Genomic DNA, 15325 nt, shown 5'->3' with positions numbered 1-15325 from the left:
TTCTCATCGTCGTGTGACTCTACCCATCCCCGTCCGGCCTGCGCAGCGTTACGGGGACCAGCCTCATCGGAGCGCTCCACAGCCACTCTTCCGTGATGTAGGTGGAGGTCAGGAGCGTCATCAGGGCCAGAGCCCGCTCCGTCGCGGTGGAGGGGTGGGCGCCGCAGTCGCCGAAACGGCACATCCACAGCTCGACCATGCTGCCGTCGGTGAGCTGCTCGTGCACCGAGGGCCGGGCGATGGCGACGCCGTCCCGCCAGATGTCCACCGACGGGCTGGCGAACGGGAACGCCCCGGCCAGCACCCCGCCGCCGGAGGTGACCATCCGGCCGACGCCGTCGTGCACCGGCAGGATGCCGTCCGTCTGGAAGAGCACGACCCCGCCGCCCGGCGGGGTGCCCACGCGCAGGACCTCCATACGGGCGTCCCGCTCCGCCTCCCACAGCTCGACCGCCTCCAGCGGCGGGCACAGTTCGGGCGCCGCGCCCAGGCGGCGGACGACCTCCTCCTCGGGAACCCCGCCGACGAAGGCGACGCACAACCCCTCGTTGTAGTCCTCGTACGAGAACATCATCGCGTCGATCGTGTCCTGGAGTTCGCGGAGCCGGGGGCTGATGCGGGGAGCACCCGGCAGATCCACGAACAGGTCCGCCATGTCGGTGAAGAGCGCCTGGACGCCGGGGGAGCGGCCGGCGATGCACGGCCGCCAGGGGTCGGCGCCGGCGGCCAGCAGAAGCTTGACGGCCTCGTCGCGTCCGTGGCGCACGGCCTCCCACAGCGGGGTGGCGCCGTCGGCGTCGACGGCGTCCACCTCCGCGCCGGCCGCCAGCAGCAGCTTGATCACCTGCACGGCGCCCTCCTGCGCGGCCTGGTGTAAGGGCGTCGAACGTAACCAGGGGAGCATCCGGCCCGGGTCGAACCCGCCCGCCAGGAGCTCGCGGATCTCCGTCAGGTTGCTGTCGCGCCAGGCGTCGACATCCTCGACCCACTCGTTGTCGCCCACGGTCATCCCATCTCGTCGTGCCGTGCGGATCTCATCAGGTCCGGGCGACAGTTCTCGGTCAGCGCCCTCCGCGAGAGCCGGTCGGCGGCCCGGGTGGTCTCCGGGAGGCGGTAGCGGGGGGTCAGGTTCAGTACGTTCCGGCAGGCCGTGTCGAGGTCGACGCGGTGGCCGGTGGAGACGAAGACGGGCTTGACCCCGTCCCGGGTGCGCAGCACGCGGCCGACGACGTCGCCGTCCAGGAGCAGGTCGGTCCGGGAGCCCCGCGCGGGTCCCGGCTCGTCGTAGGTGCCGACGAAGGCGGTCTTGCCGACGCCGATGGTCGGCAGCCCGGTCAGCACGCCGAGGTGGCAGGCCAGGCCGAAGCGGCGGGGGTGGGCCAGCCCGTACCCGTCGCACACGACCAGGTCGGGGGCGACGGCCAGCCGGTCGAGGGCGTCGAGCAGGGCCGGGAGCTCACGGAAGGCCAGCAGGCCCGGAACGTAGTCGAAGGCCACCCGCCCGCCGACGGCGACCTCCTCGATCACTTCCAGCGTCGTCCCGTCCAGCACGACCACCGCCGCCGCCAGCCGGTCCCCGTCGTAGGCGACGTCCACCCCGGCGACCCGGGCGGGATCGCGGGGGCCGGGACCGGTCAGGTCGAGCAGCGGCCTAAGCTCGTCCTGGATGGCCTCCGCCTCCAGGGCGGTATGGGGCATTCTTACGGTCACCTATCCATGATCGCTATTTTTAGAGTATGAAGTCATATTTTGGGAATGTTGAGCGGATTATCCGCTGGCCGGTGAAGTCGCTGCGCGGTGAGGAGCTCCGGGAGGGGCGGTTCGACGAGCGGGGACTGGCCGGCGACCGGGCCTACTCGCTCGTCGACGAGCGCGAGAACCACGCGGGCAGGGTGCTGACCGTGCGGCAGCGGCCGGAGATGCTCCACTGGAGCAGCGCGTACGGCGACGGCGGCACCCCGACGTTGACCGCGCCGGACGGCACCGCCTGGGAGTGGGACGACCCCGCCCTGGCGGACGCGCTGGCCGGGTCGCTCGGTACCCCGCTGAGCCTGCGCGCCGCCGACGGTCAGCAGGACCGGGGTCCGACGGTGCTCGTCACCGTCGCCGCCTCGCTCGCCGCGCTGGGCGAGGAACTGGGCGCCCCGGTCGACCTGCTCAGGTTCCGGCCCAACCTCCACCTCGACCTCGACGCGCCCGCCTTCGACGAGGAGGACTGGGAGCCCGGCACCACGATCACCGTCGGCGAGGCCGAGCTCGCGGTGACCGGCGACCGCACGGGCCCCTGCATCCGCTGCGCCGTGCCCAGCTGGGACCCGCGCGGGCAGGAGCGCTGGCCCGAGCTGCAGAAGTGGTTGATCGGCGAGCACGAGAACAAGTTCGGCGTGATCATGCGGGTCACCCGCCCCGGGACCGTGCGCCATGGCGATCGCGCGACCGTCGCCTGGAACCCCGACCTGTCCCGCCGTTCCTGAACGGCCGCCCGGGCCGGCCGCCCGGCGTGACCGCCCACGAGCGGTCGCCCCGGACGACCGGCTGCCTCGGCATGGCCGTCCTCGGCCGGCCATCCCGGCGCGGACTGACCCCGCCGCCGTGACCGGACGGTTTCAGGGAGTGACGGCGTACTCCGTGAACCGGCCGCAAGCGGCGAACCCCAGGCGGCGGTAGACGGGTTCGCCGTCCGAGGAGGCTTGCAGGACCGCGGTCCGATAGCCCTCGTCGCGTGCCACGTGCAGGGCGGCCAGGGTGATGGCGCCGCCGTAGCCGCGCCGGCGGTCGGTGGCGAGCGTCGCGATGTTGTAGAGGCCCGCGACGCCCGCGTGGAGAAAGACCTCGGCCGAGCAGACCGGGCGGCCGTCCACGTGGCCAACGAGGTAACGGGCGGGGCAGTCGGCGGTGAGAGCCCATTCGGCGGCGTCGGCGAAGAAGCGGCGCACGGTGGCGGCCGGCGGGTCCCAGTTCGCCGCCAGGACCGTGGCGTAGTCGGCAAGCTGCCCGGGGGTGGTCACCACGTGGATGTCCAGTCCGTCGACGTGCGGCTTCGGCGGCGCTCCGCTCAGGTCCATCCACATGCCCGTCTCGGTCTCGGACGCCTTGAGCCCGGCACCGGTCAGGAGCGAGGCAAGGTCCGGCGGTGTGGAGGCGGGGCCCACCCACCAGGAGAAGGAACGACCGGCGGCGGCCACCCTCCGGACGGTCTCCGCGATCCGCTCCGGGGCGGTGTCCGGGGTGAAGCGCGCCGCTGCGACGATGTTGAAGGTGTCGTCGTCCAGACCGCTGTCGGCGACCAGGAGGTCGTCCGTCTCCGTGACGGCGGTTCCCGCCATGCGCCGGTGCAGGTGACAGGCGTGCTCGGCCAGGTTCCGCTCCATCCTGGCCGGCAGGTCGGGTTCAACGGTGACGTTTCTCATCATGTTCACGACGGATCATTCCACCATTCCTGTTCAGGCATCGCCGCGGGATTTCCGGCGGTCTCCGGCTGCCGCACCTCCGGTGAGACGACCTACCCGCCGCCGAACCCCGTCTCGCCCAGGATTGCCCGGTGAGCCGGGCGGAAACTAGGGTGCGGCAGGAGACCTTGAGGGGAAGGGGCCGGAAGATGTCGGTGCTCGTGGCGTTCAGCGTGACCCCCGTCGGCGCGGGGGAGGACGTCGGCGAACTGGTCGCCGAGGCCGTCCGCGTGGTCCGCGCCTCGGGCCTGCCGAACCGGACGGACGCCATGTTCACCACGATCGAGGGAGAGGACTGGGATCAGGTGATGGGCGTCGTCAAGGACGCCGTCGCGGCCGTCGAGGCTCGCGCCGGGCGGGTCAGCCTGGTGCTCAAGGCCGACATCCGCGAAGGCGCGGGCGGCCGGATGGAGTCCAAGGTCGCCACCGTCGAGCGTCACCTGTCCTAGTCGGTGGTGTGTCAGGGCGGGGTGGAGAGGTCGAGGGGTCGTCCCGCGGTGACGGCTGTGACCAGGGCTTGGAATTCAGCGGGCGGGGGTCTGCCCGACCAGCTGCGCCACACCGGAATCCGCATCGAAGAGCTGCTCGAACTGACTCATCTCGCCCTGGTGACCTATCGACTGCCTGACACCGGCGAGGTCGTTCCGCTGCTCCGGATCGTCCCGTCCAAGCAGGACAGCGAGCGCATACGGCTTGTCCCCCCAGAGCCGGCGCTCGTCAGAAGCTTCAGCGGATGCGGAAAATCAGAGTCCGGACGATCACGGTTCCGCTGGGCCCCACACGCCGTTCCCGAGCTTGTTCTTTAACCGGTCAGGCAGGGTGGGCGCGCAGTCCGGCGGCGTCATGCGGTGCCACGGGAATCCTGAGCGTCACGCCGACGGCCGGGCGAGTCTGGCGGCCACGGCGTCGAGGACCCAGTCCAGGCCGGTCGCGAAGGACGCCTCGGCGTCCACCTCCGTGCCGTCGTGCACGACCTTGGCCAGCGCCGGGAAGCGGCCCGTGGCCAGCATCCTCATCACATGCGGGCCGGAGGCGCGCTGCCAGTCGCGCTTGGACAGGCCCGTGGCGCGCTCGGCCCGCAGGTTCGCGATCTCGCGCCTGATCGCGCCGGTGAAGTAGGCGCTGACGGTCTCCACGGCGCGCATGACGGTCTCGAGGTCGGCGAGGCCGTCGAAGGCGGCCAGCGTGGCCTCGGCCACGGCGAGGGCGTTCGGGCCCAGGGCCGGACGGCCGCCGAGCAGGTCGGCCAGCCATTCGTGACGGAGGGTGGCCTGCCTGGTGCGGTGGGCGAGGACGCGCAGCGCCTCCCGCCAGTCCCCGGGCTGCTCCTCGGGGAGGATCTCGGCGTGGACCTCGTCGACCATGAGGTCGAACAGCTCCTCCTTGGTGGAGATGTATCCGTACAGTCGCATCGGACGGGCGTCTAGCTGGGCGGCGACCTTGCGCAACGACACGGCCTCCAGCCCGCCCTCGTCGGCCAGAGCGATGGCGGCGGCGACGATCCGCTCCCGGCCGAGCGGCGCGGCGCGAAACTGCGGCTCCGGCCGGTCCCATACAGTCATGGGCTCCATCGTACTGTTGCGATATGTCGCAATCGTCAAGTACAGTGCGTCGCTATGATACACCGTATGATACAGCGTATCGCTGTGGTCGGAGGGGGCCCGGCCGGCCTCACCTTCGCCCGCGTCCTGCACCGCCACGGTCACCCCGTCACCGTCCTCGAACGCGATCCCGCCCCCGACGCCCGTCCCCCGGGCGGCACGCTGGACCTGCACGAAGGGATGGGCCAGCTCGCGCTGGGCAAGGCGGGGCTGCTGACGGAGTTCCAGGCGCTGTCCCGTCCCGAGGGGCAGGCCATGCGCATCCTGGACGCGGACGGGACCGTCCTCCGCGACTGGCAACCCCGTCCGGGTGACCGGGCCAATCCCGAGATCGACCGGGGGCAACTCCGTGACCTGCTGCTCGGCCCCTTGGACGTTCGGTGGGGGCGGGGCGTGACGGAGGTGGTGCCGGGGACCCGGGATGGCGTGCTGGTCCGTTTCGCGGACGGGCGACAGGAGACGTTCGACCTCGTGGTCGGCGCGGACGGCGCCTGGTCCCGGGTCCGCCCGGCAGTCTCGTCCGCGACGCCGCACTACACCGGCGTCACCTTGGTCGAGACCTCCCTGGACGACGTCGACACCCGCCACCCCGACCTCGCCCGCCTGATCGGCGACGGTTCCATGGCTGTGTACGGCGTGAACCGCGCCCTCGTCGCCCAGCGCAACAGCGGCGGCCACGTCAAGGTGTACGCCCAGTTCCGCGCGCCGCTGGACTGGCACACGAACCTGGACCGGCATATGGGCCTGAACCGGCGCGCGGGCCTGGACCCGGCCGACGTCGAGGCCGTGCGATCAAGCCTGCTGGCTCTGTTCGACGGCTGGGCCGCTCCCCTCCTCGACCTCCTCCGCCACGGCACCGCTTTCGTCCACCGCCCCCTCTACGTCATGCCCGTGTCCCACACCTGGGCCCACGTCCCCGGGGTGACGCTACTGGGCGACGCCGCCCACCTGATGCCCCCATTGGGGGTGGGCGCGAACCTCGCGATGCTGGAAGGCGCCGAACTCGCCGAGTCCGTCGCCGCCGCCCCCGGCCCTGGCGATCTGGACGAGGCCGTCCGCGCCTTCGAGGAACAGATGTGGGCGCGGGCCGGCAGGTGGGCGAAGATCACGACGGCCGGTCTGGAACGCCTCGTGAGCCCGGACCCCACCGAAGCCCTCGCCCTCTTCGACGAAGTTCAGCCATCCTGACTGCCAGGCGCGGGAGCACCAGCGCCAGCAGCTCGCCACGGCTTCACGGGGCGGCACGGCACCGCCGCGGTTCCTTCCGGCAGATCCACCGCCCGCCACGAGGCTGCGATAGTTCGGAGAAGACAGTAGACCCGTTCGTCGGCCCACCGGGTGGTCACCGCCACGATCCCGTTCTCGATCTTCCCGACCGAGTCCGGATACTGATGGGCGGTGTGCGCGGTGGCGGTGCCGTCCTTGCGGTCCCCGGTGTCATCGACCACCAGCGCCCCGCCCGCGTGCGGCGCGGTCGCCGGATCGGCACACGGCAGCTCAACGCGCCGGGCATTGACCCTCTCGTGGTCCCACCGCGACTCCGACAGCAAGAACCGCAGCCGCTGCACCGCCGCACTCCGGGCCCCGCCACCGGTGAAGACGACTGATTTCCCGCTGCGATGGCCGCAGGTGAGAGCGGCTGATGGCGGACCTGGTGTCGGGTGCCTACCTTGTCGGTCCAGACGCCGGGTCCGCCACGGCTTACGAACCGCCGGGCGATCGGTTGATCTCGACGCGTCGATGGCGCGTGTTGTCCAAGACGGTTCGCCCGCTAAGCGGTTGCCTTAATTTGAGTTTCACGAAACGCACATACCCTACGGCGAGGGTGGCTTTCCCCGGGCGTGGGCAACTGTTGCCTACCTGGATCCCGATGATCACTTGTGAAGGGGATTCACTTACTTCGGTGTCCGTGATCCTCTCGCATTGCGAGTCGTCGTCTCCCGGTGATGCGAGAACCAATTCCACGGTCAGTGTCCGCTCGTCTTCTGACAGCGTCGCCGTATTGATGTCCTGCCACTGGAGTCCGCTACAGGCCGTCAAGGCCAGGGTCGTCAATCCCGTAAGGAGGACTGGGGACAGTCTGCTGACGAGGGAAACGGTCATGGAAAATAGCCTGCTCTTATTGGCGTTTCATAACGTCGCCGCCGAAGGCCTGGCGGGCGTCATGAATATCAGTGAAGCGTAACGTGCGATAGCCGAGAAAGCCGCTCCCGCCATTGATGATTCCCTTGGCGGTCACGTATGCCTTTACGTCCGTCCCGACTTGGACCTTCTCGACAGTGTCGACCGGACCGCCGGAGTCGCCCGGTTCCGCGCGGCCGCCGGACCATGTCGCTGAGACCCCATGCGGGAGATGGCCTCCGAAGGCACCGGAGCCGGGATCGTGTGGCTTCATTGGCTTGTTGACTTCTCCGACCTTCCAGTTGCATGACTGGCCAGTGGTCCTTCCTCCCATGCACAAGAGGTCGCCCGGCACCGAGCGGCGACCCCAGCTGCGCCTTACAGGGCGCTTTTCAGCCGGTTCGACCCCCCGACGAATATTGACGCCGTGGGCTTGACCGCGGTGTCGGAGCACGCTATCAGTGCGATATTCCCGCGAGTCTTCGTCCGGCCGGGGAGCTTCGCGGATCCCGTGCCCGTCACCCAGTTGCCGGCCACGGCAACTCCGATATTTCTCCCGTCTCTGACCACGTATTGGAATTCACCGTCGGCGAGGTCGGGAAAACAGTGACCGGCCGTCACCATGCGCCTGCCGTCGGTATGCGCCCAGGCGAATCCCGTGGTGCATACGCGGCTCTTCGAGGTGTTGAATGAGCTTCCGCCGTTGATGTGGCCATCATTGTCGGCGTCTCGCGTGCCATGAGCCTGGCCGTGTGCGGCGTCTGGGTTCAGCCGGATGGTCACGGTGTTCGTACCGTAGCGCTGCGCCAAGGCCAATCGCGGCTCTGGGGTCACGGCGTTCGCGGTAAGGAGGACCTGGTTCCGTCCGGGCCACGGACGTGTTTCGACGACGCCACCGATACCGGGCACCTGGCTGGCGTCCAGCGTCAAAGTCTCGCTCGCGATGGTCGACAGCCGGCTGTAGCTGTTGACCACATCGGGGACCTGCGGGCTGAAGTTGTACTCCTCCGTCGGGCCTGCTGGCGCTTCGGCGTCGTCTTTGCCCGTCGAAGCGGCACACCCTCCTGGCGGAGCGGAACCCGCGGGCCCTCTCCGTTGTCGATCTCACGTGCGCGTACTCGTTCCGCCACCGGGACGGCCCGATCGTGACGCGCCCCCAGACCGTCACGCCGCGACGGGACGGACGCCGCCTGGCGCGGCGCAAAACTTGGACCGTTCACTATCTTGTATCGTTCGTGTTTATACCGGTAGGTTTGGCGCCATGATCTCACCCAGGACTCCGACCACCGCCGAGGAGCTGCGCGGTGCCGGACTGCGGGTGACGGCCGCCCGCGTCGCGCTGCTTGAAACCGTCCGGGACGGTGACCACCTCGACGTCGAGGCGATCGCCTCCGGGGTGCGCGATCGCGTGGGCCACATCTCCCTTCAAGCCGTGTACGAGGCCCTCCACGCGCTCACCGCGGCGGGTCTCATACGCCGCATCGAACCGGCCGGCAGCCCGGCCCGGTTCGAGGGACGCGTCGGGGACAACCACCACCACGCCGTGTGCCGGTCGTGCGGTGTCGTCGCCGACGTCGACTGCGCGGTCGGCGAGGCGCCCTGCCTGACCGCGTCCGACGACCACGGCTTCTCGATCGACGAGGCCGAGGTCATCTACTGGGGCCTGTGCCCCGGCTGTTCCACCGCCCGCAGTTCCTGAGCACCGTGATCCCCTCCAGTCCGGAAGGATTTCCATGTCTGAGAACCATGACGCAATCGTCACAGACCCGAAGCCGGAGAGCGCGGGTGGCTGCCCGGTCGCGCACGGGCGTGCCCCGCACCCGACTCAGGGCGGCGGAAACCGTCAGTGGTGGCCGGAGCGGCTGAACCTGAAGATCCTCGCCAAGAACCCCCCCGTGGCCAACCCCCTCGGCGAGGAGTTCGACTACGCCGAGGCGTTCAAGAGCCTCGACCTCGCGGCCGTGAAGCAGGACATCGCGGAGGTGCTGACGACCTCGCAGGACTGGTGGCCGGCCGACTTCGGCCACTACGGCCCGTTCATGATCCGGATGGCGTGGCACAGCGCGGGCACCTACCGGATCAGCGACGGCCGCGGCGGCGCCGGGGCCGGCCAGCAGCGCTTCGCCCCCCTCAACAGCTGGCCGGACAACGGAAACCTCGACAAGGCCCGCCGCCTGCTGTGGCCGGTCAAGAAGAAGTACGGCCAGAAGATCTCGTGGGCCGACCTCATGATCCTCACCGGTAACGTCGCCCTGGAGTCGATGGGTTTCAAGACCTTCGGCTTCGCCGGTGGTCGTGAGGACGTCTGGGAGGCCGACGAGGACGTCTACTGGGGCCCCGAGTCCACCTGGCTCGGTGACGAGCGCTACACCGGCGACCGGGAGCTCGAGAACCCCCTCGCCGCGGTCCAGATGGGCCTCATCTACGTCAACCCGGAGGGCCCGAACGGCAACCCGGACCCGCTCGCCGCGGCCCGCGACATCCGTGAGACGTTCCGGCGGATGGCGATGAACGACGAGGAGACGGCCGCCCTGATCGTGGGCGGTCACACCTTCGGCAAGACCCACGGCGCGGGCCCGGCCGACCACGTCGGCCCCGATCCCGAGGCTGCCCCGATCGAGGCGCAGGGCCTCGGATGGAAGAACACGTTCGGCACCGGCAAGGGCGCCGACACGATCACCAGCGGTCTCGAGGGCATCTGGACGAACACCCCCGTGACGTGGGACAACAGCTTCCTCGAGATCCTGTACGGCTACGAGTGGGAGCTGTTCAAGAGCCCCGCCGGCGCGCACCAGTGGCGGCCGAAGGACGGCGCCGGGGCCGGTACCGTCCCCGACGCCCACGACCCGTCGAAGAGCCACGCGCCGACGATGCTGACGACCGACCTCGCGCTCCGGTTCGACCCGATCTACGAGCAGATCACGCGACGCTGGCTCGAGAACCCCGACGAGCTGGCGGACGCCTTCGCCCGGGCGTGGTTCAAGCTGACCCACCGCGACATGGGCCCGGTCGTGCGCTATCTCGGCCCGGAGGTCCCGGCCGAGACGCTGCTGTGGCAGGACCCCCTCCCCGAGGTGACGCACGAGCTCGTCGACGCCGCGGACATCGCCTCCCTCAAGGGCCGGATCCTCGCCTCGGGCCTGTCGGTGTCCCAGCTCGTGTCCACCGCGTGGGCGTCGGCCTCGTCCTTCCGTGGCAGCGACAAGCGCGGCGGCGCCAACGGCGCGCGCATCCGCCTCGAGCCGCAGAGCGGCTGGGAGGTCAACGACCCCGACCAGCTGGCGACGGTGCTGCGCACTCTGGAGGGGGTCCAGGAGGCCTTCAACGCCGCCCAGACCGGCGGCAAGCAGGTCTCGCTCGCCGACCTGATCGTGCTCGGCGGGTGTGCCGCCGTCGAGCAGGCCGCCGAGGACGCCGGCTTCGACGTCGAGGTCCCCTTCACGCCGGGCCGCGTGGACGCGTCGCAGGAGCAGACCGACGTGGAGTCGTTCGCCGCGCTCGAGCCGACCGCCGACGGGTTCCGCAACTACCTCGGGAAGGGCAACCGGCTGCCGGCCGAGTACCTGCTGATCGACCGGGCGAATCTGCTGACCCTGAGCGCCCCCGAGATGACGGTCCTCGTCGGCGGCCTCCGCGTCCTGGGCGCGAACTACCGGCAGTCGCCGCTCGGCGTCCTCACCGCGACGCCCGGGTCCCTGACCAACGACTTCTTCGTCAACCTGCTCGACCTGGGCACGACGTGGAAGGCGACGTCCGAGGACGCGAACACGTTCGAGGCTCGTGACGCCGCCACGGGCGAGGTGAAGTGGACCGGCAGCCGTGCCGACCTCGTCTTCGGCTCGAACTCCGAGCTGCGCGCGCTCGCGGAGGTCTACGCGAGCGATGACGCGAAGGAGAAGTTCGTGAACGACTTCGTCGCGGCGTGGAACAAGGTGATGAACCTCGACCGGTTCGACCTCGTCTGATCATGACGTCCAGGTCGGCCCGCGCCGGCCGACCTGGACGTCTCAGTCGAAGGACCTCGGCTTCAGTCGAAGGGCCTCGGCGTCGTCCGTCTCCGGCGCGACGTCGAGAGGGGCGCGGTCGGGCAGGGCCGAGCCGGCATCCGCGCCGCAGTCGCCCTGCCGGCCCGGTCGCGGGAACACGGCACCGAACCGCGGCTCTGCGCTCAGGGCCACCTGGACGAATGGATGGCCACCGGAACCACGATCCGCTGCAGCGCCTGCGGCTTCATCGAGGGGTGCCGCCGGAACCGGCACATCGGCAAAGGGCTGCTCCCCGACCGGCCCGACGCCGGAGCCTAGGCGGTCGCCCGGCACCGGCATGGCATGCCGGCGTCGGCTGAAGCGCCGGTGTTCGGCAGCGCCTGCACGAGGCGCTCCGGGCCAGGCTTCGCGCAACCGACGCCCTCGACTGCCCCCGCGCCGGCGCCGGCGCGGGCCGGGCGCCCGCCCGCATGACGCCTCTCGCCCAGAGCGAAACGGGAACACCGGTGAAATCTAGATCGTTTTTTGGGGCGAGCTATGTGGGGAGCGTGGGGCGGATGGCGAGAAGCAGATCGATCGGGCGTGCCGTCGCGGGTGGACTGGCGCTGGCCGTCGCGGGATGGGCACTGAAAGACGTTCCGGCCGAGCTCGGCGGCCGGGCCACGGGGGAGCGGCTGGAGCGGATGCGCCGCTCGCCGCAGTTCCGCGACGGCGTCTTCCGCAACTCCGTGCCGAGCGTGGCGGCGCCGTCGCCGCAGAGCGCACGGGAAATCGCCTGGAACATGCTCTTCAACCGGGAGGAGCGCCGCCCGGCGGCGAAGATCCCGGTGGTCACCTCGCCGTCCGGCGGGCCATCCCGCGACGGGCTGAGCGTCGTCTGGTACGGTCACGCGACCGCGCTGCTGGAGATCGAGGGCCGCCGCGTGCTCGTCGACCCGGTGTGGAGCAGGCGTGCCTCGCCCACCCAGCTGATCGGTCCCCGTCGCCTGCATCCGCTGCCGGGGCCGCTGGCGGGCCTGCCGCCGCTCGACGCGATCGTGATCTCCCATGACCACTACGATCACCTCGACCGCGCGACGGTCCGCGCCCTCACCGCGCTGCAGGTCGCGCCCTTCCTGGTCCCGCTGGGCATCGGCGCCCATCTGGAGCGGTGGGGCGTGCCCCCCTCGCGGATCGTCGAGCTCGACTGGGAGGAGGAGGCGACCGTCGCCGGCCTGCGGTTCGTCGCCACCGCCGCCCGGCACTTCTCCGGGCGCACGCTCGTCCGCAACGTCACCCTATGGGGCTCCTGGGTGATCGCCGGCCGCGCCAAGCGGGTCTTCTACGCCGGAGACTCCGGATACTTCGACGGCTACGCCGGGATCGGGGCCGCGCACGGCCCCTTCGACCTCACGCTCCTGCCGATCGGCGCCTACAGCCCCGCCTGGCCCGACATCCACATGACCCCGGAGGAGGCGGTCGACGCCCACCTCGACCTGGGCGGCCGGCTCATGCTGCCGGTGCACTGGGCGACCTTCACCCTTGCCACCCACCCGTGGGCCGAGCCCGTCGACCGCCTGTGGCGCGAGGCCAAGGCCCGTGACATCCGCATCGTGGTCCCCCGGCCGGGCGAGCGCGTCGACACCGGCGACGTGCCCATGCTGGAGAGCTGGTGGGAGATGCTCCACGGCGGCGGGACGCTCCGCCCGCCGCGGTAGCGCTCGGGCCGCGGTGGCGCTCGGGCCGCGGTGGCGCTCGGGCCGCGGTGGGACGTTCCGTCCGCCGCGGTGGCGCTCGGGCCGGCGGGCGCGGGTCCTCGGGTGGTGTTCAGGCCTCGGCGGGCGCGAGCTTCTCCGAAGCGCCCGCCGACAGGCGGGTGCGGACGACCAGTTCGTGCAGGGCAGCGCCCGCCGACGCCGTGTCGGGCAGGCGGGAGGCATCCCCGGCCTCCGCCAGCTCTGCCTTCGAAGAACAATCGGACATGGGTCCGAGCGCTGTTCTGGGCTGTCAACGCTGTCCAGCGTAGCGCTCTGCCGCTGAGTGAACCCCAGGTCCGGTGACCGTCCACGTCTTATGACAGTGAGGAAGCCCCCTGTGTCTGAGAACAAGAACTTCATGATGAGCGTGACCGTCCCCGAGAGCTGGGGGCGGCAGGTGCGGGTCGTCGTCATCGCGATCGTGGTGGTGGCGTTTGTGGTCATGTGCGGCGGCGAAGACCTGCTCGCGCTTCTGGTGCGCCCGTAGTCCGCGAACGACGAAGCCCTCGCCGTTCGTCAGTGGGGCTTTGTCGGGGCGCTGCTAAGAGGCGCCCTCTCCAGGGATTGCAGTGGGTGACAAGCGAGCCGCAAGGCGATCTTGCCAACGTCGAGAGACCGTCTCCGCCAGCCGCCGGGTTGAGCTTTCGATATCTCGCCTGCCTGGGGGATGCCGCGACCCCCCATGGAGCTCTTGTGATCGATACGCAGTTCCCTCTCGCCAGCTGGTTCCTGCTCGTCTCCGCGGTTGGCTTTCTCGCCTTCTACGCCCTTCCGCTCCTGGTGGCGCCGCTGCGTTGGGCGCGCTGGTTTCAGTGGGAAGCTGCCTCGACTCCCACGGACCTCACCGTGTACTTCGGGCGCTGCCTGGGAGGTGTCGCGGTAGCGATCACCTGGGTTGCGCTCGCCGCGGCGCCCGATCCCGAGCACCACCTGATCGTGTTCGACCTCATCGCGGTCGCTTGCGGGCTCATGACACTCATCCATGTGGATGGGGCGGTGCGCCGGACCCAGCCGTGGACCGAGACCGTCGAGATCGGCCTGTATGCCGTCCTTTGTGGCGCTTCCGTCGCGATCCGTTTCCTGATGCTGGCGTGACCACGCTTGTTGTGTGGCGGCCCCGCTCCTCCTCCAAGTGAGCGGGGCCGCGTTCCGGCCGGGCCCCGGGGTAACGCCCAGGGTTGGCGTGCCCGGCCGGAAGATCAGGGCCAGTGCAGGCCGCGCGGACCGGTGCAGGCGCCCATCCGCCGGGAGTCGACGTACAGCGCCCCGACGGCGGTGTCGAGCTCGACGAATGCAGTACCGGCACCGCCCGCAAGGTGCTGACCCGGCTGAAAGACCAGGGCGTGGCCTACTCTGTCCCGGGGCTCGGCACGTTCGTCGCCGGGCGGGATTCGGCAGGGGCGTAAACCTCCCGTTTGGGGTGTGCGTCATATAGGTGCCCTCGCCGGGCAATACGGCCCGCCCCCGGTGATGCGGGGGCGGGCCGCTTCCATGGAAGACTCCGGTACGTCGGCTGTGGAGGCCCGCCTCTCCGAAATCACGCTCCCGAGAACACTGTCCAACAGGGGTCGGCGGAGGGGAAGCCGTACAGGTGGGCGCCGCCGACGGTGGCGAACGCCGCCGAGTACGCCTGGCCGGCCGGGATCTCCGGCAGTCAGGCGGGCAGGGTGACGGTCACGGCGCCGCCTCTCCGGTTCTCGCGACCGTGACGTGACCGCTCACGGCCGGAGCGCCGCCTCCGGTTCGCGTGGTCGTACCACGGCCGCTCGCGGTCAGAGCGCCGCCTCCCTCGTACTCATCAGGTACTCCTCCACGCGCCGCCGGTCGGGCTCGGCGGGCAGCGCGCCCGCCCCGTCGAACCCGGCCATCAGCTCCGCGCGCCAGCGCTCGACCTCCGCCCAGGGCACCTCGCCGCGCCGCACCGCGAGCAGGCGGTCGCGGTGGGTGTCCATCCGGACCAGGGGCTCGCCGTGGGCGACCAGGTGCAGTCCGCTCAGCAGCAGCCGCATCATGTGCATGGCCTGCTTCCACCGGGGCCGGTCGGGGTCCAGGCGGCGGAACTGGGCGTCGGCGTACCGGGTGAAGGTCTGGTGGGCACGCGCCGACAGGAACGCCCGGCGGATGGAGATCAGCTCCTCGCCCGCCGGGGTGGTGTGCTCGACGAGGGGCGACCACAGGCACTCCAGGACCGTCGGGTTCGCCTCCAGCGCCAGGCCGCAGAACCGCTCCACCTCCCAGGAGAACTGCTCGGGCAGCGGCCCCTCGACGTGGGTGGGAGGCTTCGACAGGCGCCAGAACTGCCGGGTCGGCGCCACGAAGACGCCGCGCCGGTCGACGTCGGACTCCGCGGTCTCCAGCCCGTAGGCCCGCGAGCCGACCACCACTGACAGCACCGAGTGGTCTGGAACGTACCGAATCTCCACCCGCACAGC

Annotated in this window: 16 protein-coding genes; 8 read left to right on the top strand and 8 right to left on the bottom strand. The window is 70.6% G+C overall.

The genetic code is table 11. The features are described 5' to 3' along the window. Positions 1 to 19 precede the first annotated feature (19 nt). Both ABD841_RS16790 and ABD841_RS16785 read right to left on the bottom strand, forming a co-directional pair. Positions 20 to 1009 (bottom strand): ankyrin repeat domain-containing protein, encoded by a 990-nt coding sequence (locus ABD841_RS16790; RefSeq protein ID WP_344972417.1) that lies wholly within the window; start codon positions 1007 to 1009, stop codon positions 20 to 22. After that, on the bottom strand, positions 1006 to 1698 hold the full coding sequence (locus ABD841_RS16785) for an endonuclease V (protein ID WP_344972539.1): 693 nt from the start codon (positions 1696 to 1698) through the stop codon (positions 1006 to 1008). Before ABD841_RS16785 ends, ABD841_RS16790 begins: the two co-directional genes overlap by 4 nt. Before the next feature lie 38 nt (positions 1699 to 1736). Here ABD841_RS16785 and ABD841_RS16780 point away from each other — a divergent pair, with 38 nt between their 5' ends. Next, positions 1737 to 2474 (top strand): MOSC domain-containing protein, encoded by a 738-nt coding sequence (locus tag ABD841_RS16780; RefSeq protein WP_344972415.1) that lies wholly within the window; start codon positions 1737 to 1739, stop codon positions 2472 to 2474. Between the two features lie 132 nt (positions 2475 to 2606). On the opposite strand, the gene ABD841_RS16775 is transcribed toward ABD841_RS16780, so the two are convergent. Further along, the gene (locus ABD841_RS16775) at positions 2607 to 3413 is read right to left on the bottom strand and encodes a GNAT family N-acetyltransferase (protein ID WP_344972537.1); all 807 of its coding nucleotides are present in this window, start codon (positions 3411 to 3413) and stop codon (positions 2607 to 2609) included. A 185-nt stretch (positions 3414 to 3598) separates the two neighbouring features. Between ABD841_RS16775 and ABD841_RS16770 the strand changes: the two genes are divergently transcribed. After that, a complete protein-coding gene (locus tag ABD841_RS16770; RefSeq protein ID WP_425581993.1) occupies positions 3599 to 3898 on the top strand; it encodes an MTH1187 family thiamine-binding protein in 300 nt (99 codons plus the stop codon). 420 nt (positions 3899 to 4318) lie between these two features. On the opposite strand, the gene ABD841_RS16765 is transcribed toward ABD841_RS16770, so the two are convergent. Then, complete coding sequence (locus tag ABD841_RS16765) at positions 4319 to 5011, bottom strand: TetR/AcrR family transcriptional regulator (RefSeq protein WP_344972413.1); 693 nt, start codon at positions 5009 to 5011, stop codon at positions 4319 to 4321. A gap of 66 nt (positions 5012 to 5077) precedes the next feature. On the opposite strand from ABD841_RS16765, the gene ABD841_RS16760 reads away from it, so the two are divergent. Next, complete coding sequence (locus ABD841_RS16760) at positions 5078 to 6238, top strand: FAD-dependent oxidoreductase (RefSeq protein WP_344972411.1); 1161 nt, start codon at positions 5078 to 5080, stop codon at positions 6236 to 6238. Here ABD841_RS16760 and ABD841_RS16755 read toward each other — a convergent pair. Together ABD841_RS16755 and ABD841_RS16750 are read right to left on the bottom strand one after the other, a co-directional pair. Next, on the bottom strand, positions 6226 to 6732 hold the full coding sequence (locus ABD841_RS16755; protein ID WP_344972534.1) for a transposase: 507 nt from the start codon (positions 6730 to 6732) through the stop codon (positions 6226 to 6228). The genes ABD841_RS16760 and ABD841_RS16755 overlap by 13 nt on opposite strands. A gap of 817 nt (positions 6733 to 7549) precedes the next feature. Further along, on the bottom strand, positions 7550 to 8146 hold the full coding sequence (locus tag ABD841_RS16750) for a chymotrypsin family serine protease (protein WP_344972409.1): 597 nt from the start codon (positions 8144 to 8146) through the stop codon (positions 7550 to 7552). 286 nt (positions 8147 to 8432) lie between these two features. Between ABD841_RS16750 and ABD841_RS16745 the strand changes: the two genes are divergently transcribed. The 3 genes from ABD841_RS16745 to ABD841_RS16735 all read left to right on the top strand — a co-directional run bounded on the left by ABD841_RS16745 (position 8433) and on the right by ABD841_RS16735 (position 12854). Continuing rightward, positions 8433 to 8870 carry a Fur family transcriptional regulator gene (locus ABD841_RS16745; protein ID WP_344972407.1) on the top strand — a complete coding sequence of 146 codons (438 nt, stop codon included), beginning with the start codon at positions 8433 to 8435 and terminating at the stop codon, positions 8868 to 8870. A 34-nt stretch (positions 8871 to 8904) separates the two neighbouring features. Then, positions 8905 to 11136: a catalase/peroxidase HPI gene (katG, locus tag ABD841_RS16740; protein WP_344972405.1), complete on the top strand. Its 2232-nt coding sequence runs from the start codon at positions 8905 to 8907 to the stop codon at positions 11134 to 11136. 578 nt (positions 11137 to 11714) lie between these two features. Beyond that, entirely contained in the window at positions 11715 to 12854 is a 1140-nt protein-coding gene (locus ABD841_RS16735) for an MBL fold metallo-hydrolase (protein WP_344972403.1), read from the top strand. A 109-nt stretch (positions 12855 to 12963) separates the two neighbouring features. On the opposite strand, the gene ABD841_RS16730 is transcribed toward ABD841_RS16735, so the two are convergent. After that, on the bottom strand, positions 12964 to 13119 hold the full coding sequence (locus ABD841_RS16730; RefSeq protein ID WP_344972401.1) for a hypothetical protein: 156 nt from the start codon (positions 13117 to 13119) through the stop codon (positions 12964 to 12966). Between the two features lie 111 nt (positions 13120 to 13230). Between ABD841_RS16730 and ABD841_RS16725 the strand changes: the two genes are divergently transcribed. Together ABD841_RS16725 and ABD841_RS16720 are read left to right on the top strand one after the other, a co-directional pair. Then, the gene (locus ABD841_RS16725; protein WP_344972399.1) at positions 13231 to 13380 is read left to right on the top strand and encodes a hypothetical protein; all 150 of its coding nucleotides are present in this window, start codon (positions 13231 to 13233) and stop codon (positions 13378 to 13380) included. A 206-nt stretch (positions 13381 to 13586) separates the two neighbouring features. Beyond that, positions 13587 to 13988: a hypothetical protein gene (locus ABD841_RS16720; RefSeq protein WP_344972397.1), complete on the top strand. Its 402-nt coding sequence runs from the start codon at positions 13587 to 13589 to the stop codon at positions 13986 to 13988. 677 nt (positions 13989 to 14665) lie between these two features. On the opposite strand, the gene ABD841_RS16715 is transcribed toward ABD841_RS16720, so the two are convergent. Next, positions 14666 to 15316: a nucleotidyltransferase domain-containing protein gene (locus ABD841_RS16715; RefSeq protein ID WP_344972395.1), complete on the bottom strand. Its 651-nt coding sequence runs from the start codon at positions 15314 to 15316 to the stop codon at positions 14666 to 14668. Between the last annotated feature and the right edge of the window lie 9 nt (positions 15317 to 15325).

The organism is Streptosporangium fragile (assembly GCF_039534445.1).
Lineage (GTDB): Bacteria > Actinomycetota > Actinomycetes > Streptosporangiales > Streptosporangiaceae > Streptosporangium > Streptosporangium fragile.
The sequence above is the reverse complement of the archived record's forward strand: the minus strand, read 5'-3'. Positions and strand labels throughout refer to the sequence as shown.